Genomic DNA, 15,568 nt, shown 5'->3' with positions numbered 1-15,568 from the left:
TTTGCGACAGCAGAAACCAACTATATGCAAAACCTATCCGAACTACTGTGTCGGTATAAAGCTACAAGTAAAATCTGTTAAGTGCGATCTCCTATTTAATAACAGCAGAAATTGTATTCTATTAAAAATACCAATGCGATTTCGCGTAGCGAGTGCTTCGCGATCGCCTACCTCAACCACTTAGATCTTTCCATTAATTAGTTCCACTTCTTTTGAGGGAAGTAGTTTGTAGGATAACTGTCCTGAATAACAACGATCAGACAAGATGTGTGATATACAAGAATTATAGCTTAAAATATCCTTGCTCCTTAGTCTCCCCAACTAGTGATAAACCCTAGTATTTCATGAGACTACGATCAATGGTGATCGATGAAACTGCTGTTGTCGAGACTCCCGCTAATGTCAGCACTTTGCCAATAATGCTACATTTGGCACTAACTTTCTGCATCAGTGTCAAGCAACTCCAGCATCTCATTTTGGTGCCTTATTAGTATGTTATTCTGCTTCTTGATATTTTCAAGGTGAGCTACTATTCTTTCCAAATCAGTGTCAAGCAACTCCAGCATCTCATTTTGGTGTCTTATTAGTATGTTATTCTGCTTCTTGATATCTTCAAGGTGAGCTACTATTCTTTCCAATATCATCACAATATGATTAATTCTGAACACCCATCTCACTATGGCGACTTGGATTATAAGGACTACTATTACTATTACTATAAAAAAAATGTAAATAACTTCCATATTATTTTGTGTGTAATATTACCAAGATTCAATAGTTTAACATTGTCATTGGTTTATACATGTTTCTATTCAATCAGTGTCCCCAGCGAGTGAGGTCTACTCTATTGTTTCCATTGATTCCACTTCCCAGAGGGAAGCGGGTTGATTTGGATGCTCTACTTGACGTAGATCTATATGGTTTCCATTGATTCCACTTCCCAGAGGGAAGCGGGTGCTTCTGCATCCCCTTCCACCTCTCCCACTCCCCCCACGTTTCCATTGATTCCACTTCCCAGAGGGAAGCGGGTTAGTAAATCTGAAACATTTTGGACTTTAGAATCTAGTTTCCATTGATTCCACTTCCCAGAGGGAAGCGGGTACGCAATTTTTGGTGGTTGTCTAATATTTTTTCAGGGTTTCCATTGATTCCACTTCCCAGAGGGAAGCGGGTTTTACTGCTTCAACACGTCTCATTCCAAGACCAGCTAGTTTCCATTGATTCCACTTCCCAGAGGGAAGCGGGTTCTCTCTGTGTCTACCCCGGCCCCTGGCGCTCTATCTGTTTCCATTGATTCCACTTCCCAGAGGGAAGCGGGTAATAAAAATAGGGATCAAAACATAGAGGACGTATTTAGTTTCCATTGATTCCACTTCCCAGAGGGAAGCGGGTAATGCTAACCCCTCGGTTAGCAACTCTGCTATGCAGAGGTTGTTTCCATTGATTCCACTTCCCAGAGGGAAGCGGGTGTGCAACTGGATTCTGCGAGCAGGAAACTGATAGTGGTTTCCATTGATTCCACTTCCCAGAGGGAAGCGGGTTGGTTTGGACTGTAACCCCCAATTCCACATTTCTAAGTTTCCATTGATTCCACTTCCCAGAGGGAAGCGGGTCCACTGTGGGTGGCACGGTTTACGAAAACATCACAAACCCAGTTTCCATTGATTCCACTTCCCAGAGGGAAGCGGGTGAGGTATTACTAAACCCCCCACACGTCGATGACGTGTTTCCATTGATTCCACTTCCCAGAGGGAAGCGGGTTGTTTTGATTGTAGGTTTTACACAGGCGAGGATTACCTCGCTTGTGGGGTTGTTTCCATTGATTCCACTTCCCAGAGGGAAGCGGGTCTTCTTAGTTGGATCAAGACACCTTGGCCATTTTGCGTTTCCATTGATTCCACTTCCCAGAGGGAAGCGGGTCCGTATTCCCACTTTCTAGAAGACGGGGTGTCTTCATGTTTCCATTGATTCCACTTCCCAGAGGGAAGCGGGTAAAAAAACCAGGAGCCAAGAGAAATGAAAACCACCGAAGTTTCCATTGATTCCACTTCCCAGAGGGAAGCGGGTATATTAACTATACTCCACCTTTAATATACTCTGTTTAAGGTTTCCATTGATTCCACTTCCCAGAGGGAAGCGGGTTATCCGACTAGGTTTCAGCTTGTCAGGGTTAAGCGGTTGTTTCCATTGATTCCACTTCCCAGAGGGAAGCGGGTTGGTTGTTACCGCTATTTTCTTTTAATCCTAGCCCTGTTTCCATTGATTCCACTTCCCAGAGGGAAGCGGGTGGGCCACTTTCTGAAGATATTCCAAAGTGGCCCCTGTTTCCATTGATTCCACTTCCCAGAGGGAAGCGGGTCTACACTGCTTTAAACATCGGGAATCTTGCCTGGGCTACAGGTTTCCATTGATTCCACTTCCCAGAGGGAAGCGGGTATGCAGCAGCGAAGTACCACGAGGTACTCCACTGCAAGTTTCCATTGATTCCACTTCCCAGAGGGAAGCGGGTTACTACAACACAATCATTGAAGCCATCGCTCAGGAGAGTTTCCATTGATTCCACTTCCCAGAGGGAAGCGGGTTTTAAGCGCCATTAAAGTCTCTTCTAGGCAAGGCATAGGATTGTTTCCATTGATTCCACTTCCCAGAGGGAAGCGGGTGAAACCACCAAGTCTTCTTTCTTCATAACCTTGAACCGTTTCCATTGATTCCACTTCCCAGAGGGAAGCGGGTATATCTCCAGCAACTTTTGTGGCATCAGCCTTAAATTGTTTCCATTGATTCCACTTCCCAGAGGGAAGCGGGTTTTTTGTCTATAATAATTGTACTGGTAATAAAAAGTTTCCATTGATTCCACTTCCCAGAGGGAAGCGGGTAAGGGGATAAAGGTAGCCGCGCGGCTACCTTAGTAGTTTCCATTGATTCCACTTCCCAGAGGGAAGCGGGTAACAATTCGCTTATAAGTTCTACAGCCTCAAAAAATGCAAGTTTCCATTGATTCCACTTCCCAGAGGGAAGCGGGTAATATATTAAATTTAAGAGTTACTAGAGTTGATAGTAGTGGTTTCCATTGATTCCACTTCCCAGAGGGAAGCGGGTCCCTCCATTTTAAGCCCTTGCCCTGACTGGTGTCTAGACCCACTTTGCGAAGGTCAGCAAAATTTCTCTCTTTTTCACCTCCACTACCCTCAAAATAATGGCTGAAACCCTTACCCCACAAGGCTGCGAGGTTCCCGACGAAATAATAGGCATTCCAGCGTTTTTTCTTGACCTTCGCAGTTCCTTCGTTAATTACTAGTTTTAGTGTCATTTGTATTACTTTACTTTTTAAATATACTTGGTTAATAAAATTTAAAATAAATCCTGGAATCCCCCTATTATAGAGGATTTATAGAATAATAGTCAATATTGTAGAACCAACAATATAATGTAACATTTAAATTTTCTAATGTCAGTCGTTTATTAGAGATTTTAGAGAACAAATCCAGCCAGGTTCTAGATGAGATGAAAAAACTATCCGAACCACTGTTTTTATTAACACTACTACTGGCGATCGCATGAGATTCAAAATACCCAATAGGCATCAAGTATAAAGTTTATAGTGGATTACTAGCACACCAGTATACCACAAAATCTATATATAAATATAGCAACTTAAAACATTAGCAAAATGGTAAAGTCTAGAAAACAGACTGTGTAAGAGCGATCGCCTATGAGGAGTGCTTCGCAATCGCCCATCTGCAAAAAAACACTGTACTAGGACAAATGTTACAATAGTAACCTGTAAGATGCGATCGCTTTTAGTCCCTTACTCTGACTGGTGTCCAGACCCACTTTGGGATGGCCTACCACTTCTCTGAATATACAAGGTTGAGTTTAATACGAAACCCAACAAACCCACGGGAAGAATTACCCCTAACTCATGGTTAAACTCACCTTGGGTTGAGAAAATCCAACCTAGATTACACTGTGATGCGATCCGCAGTTAATTCCAATTGAGGATATCAATATACCCGCGTACCTTATCATATTGCAGCCCTTATAAACAATTGATACGTTTATTCTTGTCTATGGTATATATTATTATACTTGTTTTGTATAGTCTAAATATAGTACATAGGATTTTCTTGTGATCTTATTTCCCTTTCTTGACACAAGTCCTGCAAGGTGTAGCGACCTAGCACTTCTACTGAAGCTGTGTTGGCCCGCTCCCAAATTTCCCACACTAGGGTTTTCTCTATGGTCAAAACGTTGGCATTTCTCTTTTCATTCCTTTCCCCTTCTATTAAAGAAACTATCTCTAGCAAGCTTATCTCCCAAGGTTCACGCACCAACAAAAAACCCCCTTTTGACCCCCGCTGGCTTTGCACTACTCCCGCACGTCGTAATTGGGTGAGAATCTGCTCTAAGTAACGCTCTGGTATCGGTTGTTTGGCAGCAATGTCGTTGATCGTTAGAGTAACTTTCTTCCCGTGATTAATAGCTAGCTCTAACAGTGCTAACAGTGCGTACTCCACTTTGGCAGACAGTTCTAAAAGTCCGTAACTTTGACTATTTCCGTCGGTGTTTAAAATACTATTGTTCATTGATTTGTTTATGGGTTTTTATGCGAAACTAGTTGCTTTCTCATTTATGACACTGAAATATCATAACTCTATCGGTTTTTCGTATTTTTGTCTACCCAGAGCGAAAAACTTAAAAATCTATCTTTTGGATCCTAATTTAATATATACTACGATTACTCAATCGACTAATTGTAATATAAGTAATAATGCCATCATCTACAGATTTAAGTCAATTATCTGCTAACGATCATCAAAGGTACTTTACTCGGCGATCGCTTTTACCATTAGATAATAGTCATCTTTGGCAAATAAATAGCGGTTTTGTTATGACTAATACATATTTGGAAGATGGAACAATGATAGCACTGGGGTTATGGGGTGCGGGGGATATAGTCGGTCAGTCCCTGACAAGAATAAAACCTTATCAAGCACAATGTTTAACTAACGTAGAAGCAAGCTTGGTATTTGCCCAGGACTGGAATCAATCAAAAACTGATTGGCTTAAGCACATTGAGCAAGCAGAGGAATTAATGGTAATTCGCGGTAATAAAAAGGTCGAAACAATGTTAATTCAATTACTAGTGTGGTTGTCGAGAAAATTCGGTTCTCAGGTAGAACAAGGACGTTTAATTGATATGCGGTTAACTCATGAAGATTTGGCTGGGTTGATCAGTTCTAGTCGGGTTACTGTCACCCGCTTACTAGGACAATTAGAACAGGAAAAAGTCATTGAGAGAAAATCTCTTAATCGAATTATTGTCCATCAAGAAGATATTTGGTACTATGAGATTTAGAGTTCTAATTACCCAAGTGTGGTTCCAAAACCTAAGAGAAGTCTACACCTATAATCATATAATCATCCCAGATGGTTGGTCCTCAATCCAATCTGCGACATTGGTGAATTGCTTGTAGTCCACATTGGAGTTTGTTGGGTTTCGTCCCTCAACCCAACCTACAAGATTGCTAAGCTCCAGTTTCTAAGGTGGTTTTAAAGTATATTCTATTGCTAAGAGATGTATTTGGGACCAGATTCCAATTTTCTAGTTAACTCGTCTGCTTACCACGTCAGCTTGTATCTCATTCAATCGCATATCGCTATATTTTACATATTTTGTTTAAATAGGCTTTGATTATTTCCTATTTTTTTTACCTTTAGGTTCATAATTTAAACCTCGTAAAAACCTATCTAAACTTGAAGACTTACTAATAGAAATGTTTTCCTTTCCAAAGTTATATTTCAATTCTTTATATGATGTATAGGAATCTAGGGGTTTTATTGGCACACAAGCTCTGGATACAATACAAGCTTTGGTATTAACCTCTGGCACTAGATTACATGCATTGGATTGATTTAGCTTGGCATGAAAGTACTTGTATGTATTATTTATCTGCTGTATTGCGGTTTCAATATCTCTACCTTTTAATTCTATAAAACATATATTTCTTGTTGAATCCTTAGCGTAAAATACTATCAAATCACACATTTTCATACCCTGATTATCCAATTCCAAAACTCTTCTGAATTTACAATCTCTATTTGATTGATCATCTATATGAAATAACAAAATTAACTCGCCACTCTGGGGTTGCAATTCTATCTTAACTCCATTTTCTGAATAGCTATATCTATTTGGCAGTAAACAACCTGATAATAGTAAATAGTCAAAAAGCATCTGGAAATTACACCTTTCTAATAAAATAACGCTTTTACTAAAATATAACTAGAACAAAATATGACCGACATCGTCAGAAACATCGGCAAAAGTATCCCAGTCTATTTGCCCATTTTCATGCAATATGTTTTTGGCTGTTCCATCTTCAAATAAATATATTGAAACATTTTTCTGTGCAATAAAAGCATCGGTTCTTTCCAAATAAAATTTTTCTTTTATGGTATCTTTGTTCTCATAGTTGGCAGCTTTAATTAAATTAGAGATATGATTGACTATATAGGGACTGTGAGTGGTAATTAGGACTTTAATTCCTGCATTCACCAGCATAGCCAAAAACTCGGTAATTTCCACCTGTGCTGCAGGATGTAAATTCATTTCCGGTTCATCAATCACTAATAATTCATTAGGTTTTGCCAAGTAACGTAAGCACAAGTACAGAGGTGTCAATTCTTTAATCATAGATGAGGTAATGTGCATTTCTAATTTCACGTCTGGGATTGGCTCAAAAATAATTTCATTTACCAATGGTGATGAATTAAACTTAACATGGCCAGACAGAATATTTTCTTGTAAAAAATTCGCCAAGTCGATATATTTTTTTATCTGTGGGTCTTTTTCTGCTTCTTCATCTCTCTCTTGATCTGTTTTTATTACAGCACTTGCTATGACAGATGTTAGACTGTCAATAATACCACTTCTCGATCTTTTTGATCTTTTGAATTTCATGAGGTTTTCCATGATAGGTTTTTGTTCCTCTGGTGAAATTGTCTTCTCCATTTCTAGCTCCATCAGCTTGCTTAAATTCACAGAAAAAGGAAATCCTATATATGCTGTTCTTTCAGTGGGAAAGATATGAACATCAGCATAGAAACATTCATGGATTATTCCCAGTATAGTTTTTAAAAATAAGTCTCTGATTAGTAATGGAGGAAGTTTTAAGCTATCTTTTAAACTATCTCTATTACCCTCGTAAACCTGATAAAAATATATCTCTTCTTCATCCTGTTGCTTAAAAACTTGCAACCCTTGGTTCCCATAGTTCATCTCTTGCTGAAATGAAATTTGCCTGATTCTGGTTACTAAGTCTTGTTTTAATTCATTAATAGAAAATTTAACTTCCAGATTATTAAAATTTAGCCTGGATGTTCCCAGAAATTTTGATAACCAATTAGGGGACATTTTAGCAAGATCATTAACATACTTTTCTGCAAACTTCTGTGCAAAGTTGACCAGATTTATCTGACAACTGCCCGATTCTAAAAACTCCTGAATACTTTCTTCCAAAACATCATATTCTAAATTATACTGTTCCCGTTTAATTTTGTCCTCATATATTTGTAGATAAGACTTAAAACCATAGTTACTCACTATAGAAGCTATTGTATAAGCAGTCCAACTTTTACCAGTACCACTTCTACCAATAAATACTGTGAACGGACTTAATTCGATTTCTGCTTTTTGAATATTGCCTAAGTTAGAAATTGCCACTTTCATAATTAATTAAATGGGTAAGTACATGTACTGCAAATTCACTCAAACACCTCACATCTAGCCTAGCATCTAGCAAAAAGGAGAGACCCTACAAGATTGCTAAGCTCCAGTTTCTAAGGTGGAAGTAGACAAAATTAAAGTTTCTCTTATTTTACCTCTAAGCAGAGGTAATTGTTGATTGAACCAGATTGATTCTAACAAACAAAAAATGCCACATCCAATAACTGTGTTTGGGGCACCTATGTTTTGTGCTAAACTGCCAACAATCAAGTTACCTAGGGGTAAAGTGCCAATTATGGCTAAGGAGTATAAACTCATTACCCTACCCCGTTTATCATCTTCTACTAGTGTTTGAATAATTGTATTGCCACAGGAAACCTGCAACATACCACTACCACCAATAAATGTCAGTGTGGTCAAGGTGGTGGAAACCATTAGGCCTAAAATCTGTACCAGTATGAGCAGCTTTTTCTGATTCCAGCGATCGCATAATACTCCTGAAAATGGGGTGAGGAGTACGGTGGGCAAAAATTGTAAAAATCCTGTTAACCCAAGTAACCAAGAGGATTTGGTCAAGTCATAGATTACCCAAGAAATTGTCACCTGGGTCATGAATGTTCCTGACAAGGACATGGTTTGTCCTGTAAAGAAAAGTCGAAAGTTTCGGGATTTCAATGCTGGTAAATGCTGGTATATCTTTGTTTTTAGCCAAAGGGTCATGATTATCCTCTCTCTTATGTTTTGTTTAGTTCGGGCCAAATTACCATAGTTGCTAAAACTACTAAAATTGTACCTATTCCTCCACCAACTACGCAAAGTATGGGTCCTACTAGAGCAGCTACTAGTCCAGATTCAAAAGCTCCTAGTTCATTTGATGCAGTTATAAATACTGTATTAATGGCTGCCACACGACCTCTTAATTCTTCCGGGGTTTTTAGTTGTACTAAGGTGTGGCGAATGACTACGCTAATAGTATCTAATCCTCCACCAAGAGCTAACATGAGCAGGGATAACCACATCCATTTGGATAGGCCAAAAATAATGGTTGTGACCCCAAAACCAAAAACCGACCATAGTAGGGTAGACCAGGTTTTAGTAATGGGTGGAAGTTGTATCAGCACCGCGCCCATAATTAATGCTCCTATGGCCGGTGCTGCTTGTAAATATCCGAGTTCTACTGGACCTACTTTTAAAATGTCTTTGGCATATATTGGCAATAGTGCTACTGCACCACCAAATAAAACAGCAAATAGATCTAGTGTAATAGCAGCTAATATAATTTGATTCTTCCAAATGAATTCTGCCCCCGCTGCTAAGGATCTCAGGGATATTGGCTCTTTACTGAGATTTCCTTCTGGTGGGTTCATAGCTACTACAGCTATTAGAAATGATAGGGATGCAATTGATGTGAGTATATACACCTGGGTGGCACTATTAAAAATGGCAATAACAAATCCACCTAGAGCTGGTCCAATTACTGATGCTAGTTGAAAGCTACCACTTACCCAGGTGGCAGCATTAGTAAATACTTGTGGAGGTATTAATTGCCACATCATGGCATCGCTGGCAGGTTTGAGGAAGGCTCTGGCTATACCAGTAAGGACTAGGCAAATATAAATCAAAAATACTGGTGCCTGTGTATAAGAGATTATGCCTAATCCCAATGAACAAAGAGCTAAAAGGAGGCTAGCTACTACAGTGGTGCGTTGACGATTATATTTGTCCGCTACGTGTCCAGCTATTAAGGTTAATAATATAACTGGTAATACTTGTGCCAGTCCTACTATACCTAGGGCTAGAGGGGAGTTGGTACGTTCATACAGTTCCCAACCTAGGGCTACTGTTTGCATTTGGTTACCTGTAAATAACAGAATCCTTCCTATGGTAAATAATCGGTAGTCTCTAAATCTTAGCGCAGCAAATGGGTCATGGATGCTACTATGGTCAGTGGTTAGATTCGGTTTTTTCAAAGACATTTTTTAGCAAAGTAAGACTTGTTTCAATTTGTAATAGTTCTTCCGAGGTTAGGCTCTCAATAATTTCGGCAATATGAAGGCGAGTTTTTTCCTGAGATTCTTCTAAGAGGGATTTTCCTTGTGTGGTGAGATTTAATACTATTTTTCTTCTTTCCTGGGGGTGATCTGTTCTTTGTACCAGATGGCGTTGTACCAGTCTTTCGATGGTTGTGGAAGCTGTGGCACAGGTAACACCAAGATGCTCTGCTACTGCGGAAAGGGAAGTTCCCGGGTTACGTTTGAGAAAGGCGAGCGATCGCAGTTGTGGAATGGTTAAGGAATCAGCACTATGAGTGCACATATCACTTCGGATAAACCGCATTAATAGAGGGATGGTTTCCATCACTCTAGCTGCACATTGTTGGGGGGGTTTATCCAAAGACATAGGATTTTCTCCAGACTACATGACTACCAGTGGATAAAGTCTTCCACAGAGAAAGGTTAGGCCTATCAATGTTAACAGAAGAATTGCGCAATCTAACCCAAGTCCATAAATACTGGAACCGTTGACTAACATAATTCCCCGCAAAGCATCTACCTGGTAAGTCAGAGGATTCAAATGGGACCGGGATCTAACTAAACAGCCAGTAGTGGCGGGGATTCCCATGAACACTCCAGAAGAAGCCATTGAGGAATTAGAATTTGCCGTAAAAACACTAGGTTTAAAAGTAGCTAATATTCCTGGTGGTGTTAAAAGACCAATTCGGGCGATCGCGGATAAGTATCCGGCTGAGGAATATCCGGAAATTGCCAGATATGCGTCTTATATTGATTTTTATGGCATAGACAGTGAATAGTTCAACCTCATGAGTTAATTGATACTGATTCCGCTAAGATCAATTCCTAATCACGCATTTGTCGGTTTCTTTTTTCGGTAATAGCAGCTAATCTGTTAGACCAAAAACCTTGCGGTTTATCACTTTTAAGTTTAGCTACTGATTTGTTGTACCACTGATTTAAACTTTTTCGACAGATAATTTACGAACTAGCCAAAGAAAAAGACTGGGATATCCTCGCTCTTGAGGTTGCTCCAGACCATGGCACTTCCTGTCTAAAGCCAAGTGGCTTCCGTGCCTTTCGGCGATTTTCTTGTGATGATCATGGTATAATTGCCACTACTTATAGTGTAAAGTGTGCCACAACCACAAGCTCCACCTAATTGCATCCCTATCCCAAAAATAAATGCTCCTATCACTCCTGATACTCCTATGGGCGCGATCGCCACAATTAATTTTTCCGGTTGAGTGTATGTTTTCATCAAAAGTGCCAGTCACAGTTTACTCATGGGCTAACAATAACCACTTAGGGAGGCGGCGAACCACCCCCCAAACCGTTAAGCTATTGCTAATCAAGTCCTAGACGGGTTTTCGCCTTTATCATCTGATGGTTGACCTTTTTTAGTTCTGGTACAAGCCATTAAATCGTTTTGTTGAGAAAGGTTTACCGATTGGCTAAATTCAACGATATAACTTAATATTTTCTGCTACCCAGTTAGGACTAACAAACTGGATCCTGCTGTTAGTAACATTTCCCCATGCGGGTAAGTGCAACAGAGGAGTAATTAATAAACATGAGAAGATTGCTAACCCTATAACAAATAGCTTGCTACTTCTGAGTCTTTTCCAAATTGCTTTTTGTCCGCTTATCATAGCTAATTGCCTCCACTTTAGTTTTTAGGAAACTGACAACTTTTGTTCATTAACTTTTACAGAATTAACAAGTCGTACCAACTCTCCTACATTTTCATGTAGTCTCTGGGCTAGCTCTTCTTCTAATTGAATCGAACCCTCTTGGGAAAATTGAATTTGCTTATCTACTGCATATACTGTACTTAAAATATGCCTAGCACCCAGTTCAGATAAAACTGGTTTTAAAGCATATTCAATTGCTAAGAGATGGGCAATAGTACCACCAGTAGCAAAGGGAAGTAGTATCTTACCGCTTAAAGCTTTTTGGGGTAATAGGTCTAAGAAAGACTTGAGTACTCCTGTGTATGCAGCTTTATAAATAGGGGTGGCAATTATGATACCACTAGCCTGCTGTATCAGCTCTTTGGGCTTTTCCAGTGCAGGACTGTTATAGCGCCCGTAAACTAAATCCTCAGCAGGCAAATCCCGGACAGAAATAATAGTTGTTTCCAAACCTTGTTCAGAAATTAACTGAGTAGCATACTCTAAAATCCCGTATGTTCTAGAAGGATGAGCAGGACTACCAGCAATAGCTAACACATCAGCCATATTACCAAAGCCTCAAAAAAGGTAGATTAAAAGTGCCTTGCTTGCACCTTATTTATGCACTTGTAAGTTAATTATACCCAGAAGTGTTGAATGTTAAGAAAGTTGTGATAAAAATTGCCCAAAATATATTAAAATTTGGGCAACCCATATCAAAATATTGATTTGATAATGATCATAAATTCATTCCCCAAGATTGTCAAGGACATCCTCAGACTGTTACCAAAAAATGATTATCCAGTTTTGAACAGCCGTCTTTATGTTGAGTGTTGGTTGGCTTATGCCTTGGATAATAGTTTAACAAGTATGCGGGACTTATTTACAAGATTAAACCCAATAATATTTACAATCCTTCCATCACTTTGCTGTTTGAAGTAGGGAACTACCAATCTTACAAAACGAATGTATCCTAAAACTTTCAAGTGCCAAGCATCTAAAAATACTTGATCATCAAGATCTAAAAATGATCCAGCACGAGCTGACCCTGCATTATTAATCAGATCTAATCAAGTATTGATGACTACAAAAACTATGTTAGCTACGAATAAAAAAGTAAATAGTCATGCTGAACCCAGTAACGATAACAATTGTTTTAACGAAACTGGGTTTCAACTTATAAGCGTAATGAGCACACAAGTAACCACCTAGGGAACCGCCGATAGCCATTAGTATAGTTTGATGCCAGGCAATCATTCCAGCATACATAAAGGGAAAGATGGCAATACCATTGATACAACTACCGAGAAAGGCTTTAAAAGCATTCATAGAGTGAATATTTTTAATACCTAAAAAACTTAAAGTTGCTAACATTAAAATCCCCAGACCTGCACCAAAAAAACCACCGTAAACGGAAATTGCTAGTTGAGCAATTACCAGAACCCACAAAGGGGCGGTTGGGGTATCCAAGGATCTTTGATTTTGCACCTGTAACCATTTTTGAAATACATCATTAAAGGTGAAAATTAGTGTCGCTGATAGCAATAGATAGGGTAGTAAGTTTTTAAAAACATTTGGTGATGTGTATAACAAAATTACAGATCCAATTACTCCCCCAATCAAACTGGTAACACATAGAACTAAAAATTCTTTCTTTGGTATGCGTAAATTACGCCTATAGGCACCTGCACTAGCCATAGAAGCAATCCATAAAGCAGTATTATTGCTGGCATTGGCAGTGATTGGGGATATACCAACAAATATAAGAGTAGGAAAGGTAATAAAACTACCACCTCCTGCTACAGCATTTAGTGAACCAGCAATAAAGGAAGTAGTAAACAAAAGGAAACTATGAAAAAGGTTGAAATTTTGTAGCATTGACTTAGCGAAATGATTTATGAACTGAAATGAAACCGTACTTTGGCATATTTTCAGATCCTTTGGGGATAAAAATTGAGTTTTGGCAAAAATTCTGACATTAAGACTTGTTTTTTTAGTGGAGGTATGAAACAATCCAATAATACTATAATTCGATTGACATACCGTACTTATCCAAAATAAATAATTATGGTAGGGGTTGCTGAAGCTTGTGGTTTTTGTCGCCAAGAAAACAAAACCTATATTAATCGGATTTAAAACATAAAACAATGGTTAAAATATCCTCTGTTGGAATTAAAGACGTTTTTTCTGGGCATACTGTCAAACGGGAAGTCCAGAAGATAATTTGATAAATTTTGGACATAATCATGATTACAAATTTGGCTCATCAATGATGTCTAATTTGGTTCGGCGAGTGATGCTTATGCTTACAGGGTAGTTAACTTTTGTGATTTAGAAACGAAAACAGAATTTCGCTTAGTCACGAATTTACCTGCAGATGGAGAAGCAGCAGTTACAGATGATGAAATCAGAGATATTTATCGTTTACGGTGGGGAGTTGAACTGTTATAGAAGTTTTTAAAAATGCACCTAAAATTGGATAAATTAATTACGAAAAACGTTAATGGCATTGGCATACAAATTTATGCCAGTCTCATCGCTTATCTAATTTTACAACTTGTATCCGTTCCCAATGAATGGGGTGAAAAAATGTTAGATAAGTTCCGCTATCTTCAAGCTTGTATGTGTCAACAAATCAGTTATGTTCATTGGATGGAAGATATTATGAGATGTTGACATTTTCACCTTTGATAGGAGTACTATATCTAACTATGTAAAGTTTTGTAACGACATTCAACATTTCTGCAATCAATTATTTCTTATTTGGTTATCAATTCTCTTTTTTGTTACCAAACTTTACTTTCTCACACTATGTCTCTATTAGAATTAATTTTAGTTATTATGTACTACATCAGAATCCTCTTTGATCTGTCACAGCTTAGGGTGCGGAATGTGGGATGAAATCACTAAAGACCTGATAGCATCATCACTGACCCTTCCACCCGCGTTACGAATTACATGAGCATCACCTTCGGTTAATCCAGCAAATTTTGCCGGATCTAAACGGTCATCCATACAGGTCAAAATGGTAAATCTCCGCGCAGGAGGTAAAGGTAAATTGCCTTTATCACCAAATGTTTCAGCATAGTTCTGATTAGCGGTAAGAACTTCTTTCAGTATCTGACTCATGATTATTTTAACCGGTAGCTAAAAATAGTAACCCTTCAGAAAATAGGTATATTGATTAATCAATATACCTATATTTTAGTTGTGACTATAACACAAATTTACCAATAATAGTCTAACCCAAAAACATTAACCTGTAAAGGAAATTAAATCCAATCAGGAAACTGCGATCGCTTGGTTTTGGAAATAAACAGGCTCATTTCCAAGACGCCATTTAATATTGCAACCAATGCTGGGTTTTTGGTTTCGGTTCACCTCTCTATCAGACAAAACAGCATTGATCGCGGCTCGTAAATCCTTCCCATTGACCGGTTCATTATTACCGGGACGACTGTCATCTAATTGCCCGCGATAGCTCAGTTTGCGCTCACCATCAAAGAGAAAGAAATCGGGAGTACAAGCGGCAAAAAAGTCCTTGGCGGTTTTCTGGGTTTCATCAAAAAGTAGAGGATAAGTTAGATCCAATTCTTGGGCGAAGCTTTTTAAAAACTCCGGTGCATCGTCGGGATGACTATTGATATCATTGGCACTAATTGCTACTATTCCCAGATTACTTTGTAAATAATCTTTGCCCAATTGTGCCAACTCTAACTTGATGTGTTGCACAAAGGGACAATGACGACTCAAAAAAATGACTAACAAACCCTTCTTATGGGCAAAATCAGCCAAAGAAACTGTCTTGTTAGAAACCACATCGGGCAAATTAAAATCTGGAGCTAAAGTACCCAACGGTAACATTGTGGAAGCGGTTCTGACCATATAACACCCATCCTAATCCTATGATTGAAATTCATCCGAATACCCATTTTAACATCTGAACTTAAACAGCTACAGGTACCCGTTTGTTATACACAGAAGCATCTCCTTTCTGCAATAAGCCAATAATATGATCAGACTCAGTTTTCATTAATAATTGCATCTTGGAGATTTTGTTTCAAATCAATTTCCAAAATCTTCGCGCCAATACGTCCTGCAATAGGTTTAATTTTTAAGTGTTGGTAAGTCACCTGTGTCTCCTAGATACTGAT

15 protein-coding genes, 6 pseudogenes and 1 CRISPR repeat array are annotated in these 15,568 nt (G+C 38.7%); of the genes and pseudogenes, 5 read left to right on the top strand and 16 right to left on the bottom strand.

What is annotated here, in order from left to right:
- Positions 1-434: 434 nt before the first annotated feature.
- Positions 435-743, bottom strand: coding sequence for a hypothetical protein (locus tag ASL19_RS16335; RefSeq protein WP_057179155.1), 309 nt, complete (start codon positions 741-743; stop codon positions 435-437).
- A 106-nt stretch (positions 744-849) separates the two neighbouring features.
- Positions 850-3,099: direct repeats of the CRISPR family, unit length 36 nt; unit sequence GTTTCCATTGATTCCACTTCCCAGAGGGAAGCGGGT.
- A 1,004-nt stretch (positions 3,100-4,103) separates the two neighbouring features.
- On the bottom strand, positions 4,104-4,586 hold the full coding sequence (locus ASL19_RS16330; protein ID WP_057179154.1) for an Rrf2 family transcriptional regulator: 483 nt from the start codon (positions 4,584-4,586) through the stop codon (positions 4,104-4,106).
- A 185-nt stretch (positions 4,587-4,771) separates the two neighbouring features.
- On the opposite strand from ASL19_RS16330, the gene ASL19_RS16325 reads away from it, so the two are divergent.
- Complete coding sequence (locus ASL19_RS16325) at positions 4,772-5,359, top strand: Crp/Fnr family transcriptional regulator (protein WP_057179153.1); 588 nt, start codon at positions 4,772-4,774, stop codon at positions 5,357-5,359.
- A 336-nt stretch (positions 5,360-5,695) separates the two neighbouring features.
- Here ASL19_RS16325 and ASL19_RS16320 read toward each other — a convergent pair whose 3' ends face one another.
- The 6 genes and pseudogenes from ASL19_RS16320 to ASL19_RS18765 form a co-directional block, all read right to left on the bottom strand.
- Positions 5,696-6,238, bottom strand: a complete 543-nt coding sequence (locus tag ASL19_RS16320) for a hypothetical protein (RefSeq protein ID WP_006278118.1) — start codon at positions 6,236-6,238, stop codon at positions 5,696-5,698.
- Between the two features lie 48 nt (positions 6,239-6,286).
- The gene (locus ASL19_RS16315; protein ID WP_057179152.1) at positions 6,287-7,732 is read right to left on the bottom strand and encodes an ATP-binding protein; all 1,446 of its coding nucleotides are present in this window, start codon (positions 7,730-7,732) and stop codon (positions 6,287-6,289) included.
- A 96-nt stretch (positions 7,733-7,828) separates the two neighbouring features.
- On the bottom strand, positions 7,829-8,449 hold the full coding sequence (locus tag ASL19_RS16310; protein ID WP_072149157.1) for an MFS transporter: 621 nt from the start codon (positions 8,447-8,449) through the stop codon (positions 7,829-7,831).
- A gap of 14 nt (positions 8,450-8,463) precedes the next feature.
- The gene (locus ASL19_RS16305) at positions 8,464-9,705 is read right to left on the bottom strand and encodes an MFS transporter (RefSeq protein ID WP_057179150.1); all 1,242 of its coding nucleotides are present in this window, start codon (positions 9,703-9,705) and stop codon (positions 8,464-8,466) included.
- Entirely contained in the window at positions 9,674-10,129 is a 456-nt protein-coding gene (locus ASL19_RS16300) for a MarR family winged helix-turn-helix transcriptional regulator (RefSeq protein WP_057179149.1), read from the bottom strand. The genes ASL19_RS16305 and ASL19_RS16300 overlap by 32 nt, the downstream gene beginning before the upstream one ends.
- A gap of 15 nt (positions 10,130-10,144) precedes the next feature.
- A pseudogene (locus tag ASL19_RS18765) lies at positions 10,145-10,309 on the bottom strand (multidrug ABC transporter permease); the annotation flags it as partial.
- A gap of 22 nt (positions 10,310-10,331) precedes the next feature.
- Here ASL19_RS18765 and ASL19_RS17045 point away from each other — a divergent pair.
- A pseudogene (locus ASL19_RS17045) lies at positions 10,332-10,538 on the top strand (amidohydrolase); the annotation flags it as partial.
- A 52-nt stretch (positions 10,539-10,590) separates the two neighbouring features.
- On the opposite strand, the pseudogene ASL19_RS18970 reads toward ASL19_RS17045, so the two are convergent.
- Positions 10,591-10,710, bottom strand: a pseudogene (locus ASL19_RS18970) (RNA-guided endonuclease TnpB family protein); the annotation flags it as partial.
- Between the two features lies 1 nt (position 10,711).
- Here ASL19_RS18970 and ASL19_RS18965 point away from each other — a divergent pair.
- Positions 10,712-10,783, top strand: a pseudogene (locus ASL19_RS18965) (IS200/IS605 family transposase); the annotation flags it as partial.
- Between the two features lie 12 nt (positions 10,784-10,795).
- Here ASL19_RS18965 and ASL19_RS16290 read toward each other — a convergent pair.
- The 3 genes from ASL19_RS16290 to ssuE all read right to left on the bottom strand — a co-directional run bounded on the left by ASL19_RS16290 (position 10,796) and on the right by ssuE (position 11,981).
- Positions 10,796-11,002 (bottom strand): YeeE/YedE thiosulfate transporter family protein, encoded by a 207-nt coding sequence (locus tag ASL19_RS16290; RefSeq protein WP_057179147.1) that lies wholly within the window; start codon positions 11,000-11,002, stop codon positions 10,796-10,798.
- A gap of 199 nt (positions 11,003-11,201) precedes the next feature.
- On the bottom strand, positions 11,202-11,393 hold the full coding sequence (locus tag ASL19_RS16285) for a hypothetical protein (RefSeq protein ID WP_057179146.1): 192 nt from the start codon (positions 11,391-11,393) through the stop codon (positions 11,202-11,204).
- Between the two features lie 24 nt (positions 11,394-11,417).
- Positions 11,418-11,981 carry an NADPH-dependent FMN reductase gene (ssuE, locus tag ASL19_RS16280; RefSeq protein ID WP_057179145.1) on the bottom strand — a complete coding sequence of 188 codons (564 nt, stop codon included), beginning with the start codon at positions 11,979-11,981 and terminating at the stop codon, positions 11,418-11,420.
- 168 nt (positions 11,982-12,149) lie between these two features.
- Here ssuE and ASL19_RS17040 point away from each other — a divergent pair.
- Positions 12,150-12,311: pseudogene (locus ASL19_RS17040) on the top strand (IS4 family transposase); the annotation flags it as partial.
- Here the strand turns inward: ASL19_RS17040 and ASL19_RS17035 are convergent.
- Both ASL19_RS17035 and ASL19_RS16275 read right to left on the bottom strand, forming a co-directional pair.
- Positions 12,257-12,475, bottom strand: a complete 219-nt coding sequence (locus ASL19_RS17035) for an SDR family NAD(P)-dependent oxidoreductase (protein ID WP_235529026.1) — start codon at positions 12,473-12,475, stop codon at positions 12,257-12,259. The pseudogene ASL19_RS17040 and the gene ASL19_RS17035 overlap by 55 nt on opposite strands.
- A 37-nt stretch (positions 12,476-12,512) precedes the next feature.
- A complete protein-coding gene (locus ASL19_RS16275; RefSeq protein ID WP_235529025.1) occupies positions 12,513-13,256 on the bottom strand; it encodes a sulfite exporter TauE/SafE family protein in 744 nt (247 codons plus the stop codon).
- A 361-nt stretch (positions 13,257-13,617) separates the two neighbouring features.
- Here ASL19_RS16275 and ASL19_RS17210 point away from each other — a divergent pair.
- A pseudogene (locus tag ASL19_RS17210) lies at positions 13,618-14,090 on the top strand (transposase); the annotation flags it as partial.
- 195 nt (positions 14,091-14,285) lie between these two features.
- On the opposite strand, the gene ASL19_RS16265 reads toward ASL19_RS17210, so the two are convergent.
- The gene (locus ASL19_RS16265) at positions 14,286-14,543 is read right to left on the bottom strand and encodes a hypothetical protein (protein ID WP_235529024.1); all 258 of its coding nucleotides are present in this window, start codon (positions 14,541-14,543) and stop codon (positions 14,286-14,288) included.
- A gap of 153 nt (positions 14,544-14,696) precedes the next feature.
- Entirely contained in the window at positions 14,697-15,299 is a 603-nt protein-coding gene (locus ASL19_RS16260; RefSeq protein ID WP_057179143.1) for a thioredoxin family protein, read from the bottom strand.
- Positions 15,300-15,568 lie beyond the last annotated feature (269 nt).

Origin of the sequence: Cylindrospermopsis sp. CR12, assembly GCF_001432185.1 — a bacterium.
Classification (GTDB): domain Bacteria; phylum Cyanobacteriota; class Cyanobacteriia; order Cyanobacteriales; family Nostocaceae; genus Raphidiopsis; species Raphidiopsis raciborskii.
The sequence above is the reverse complement of the archived record's forward strand: the minus strand, read 5'-3'. Positions and strand labels throughout refer to the sequence as shown.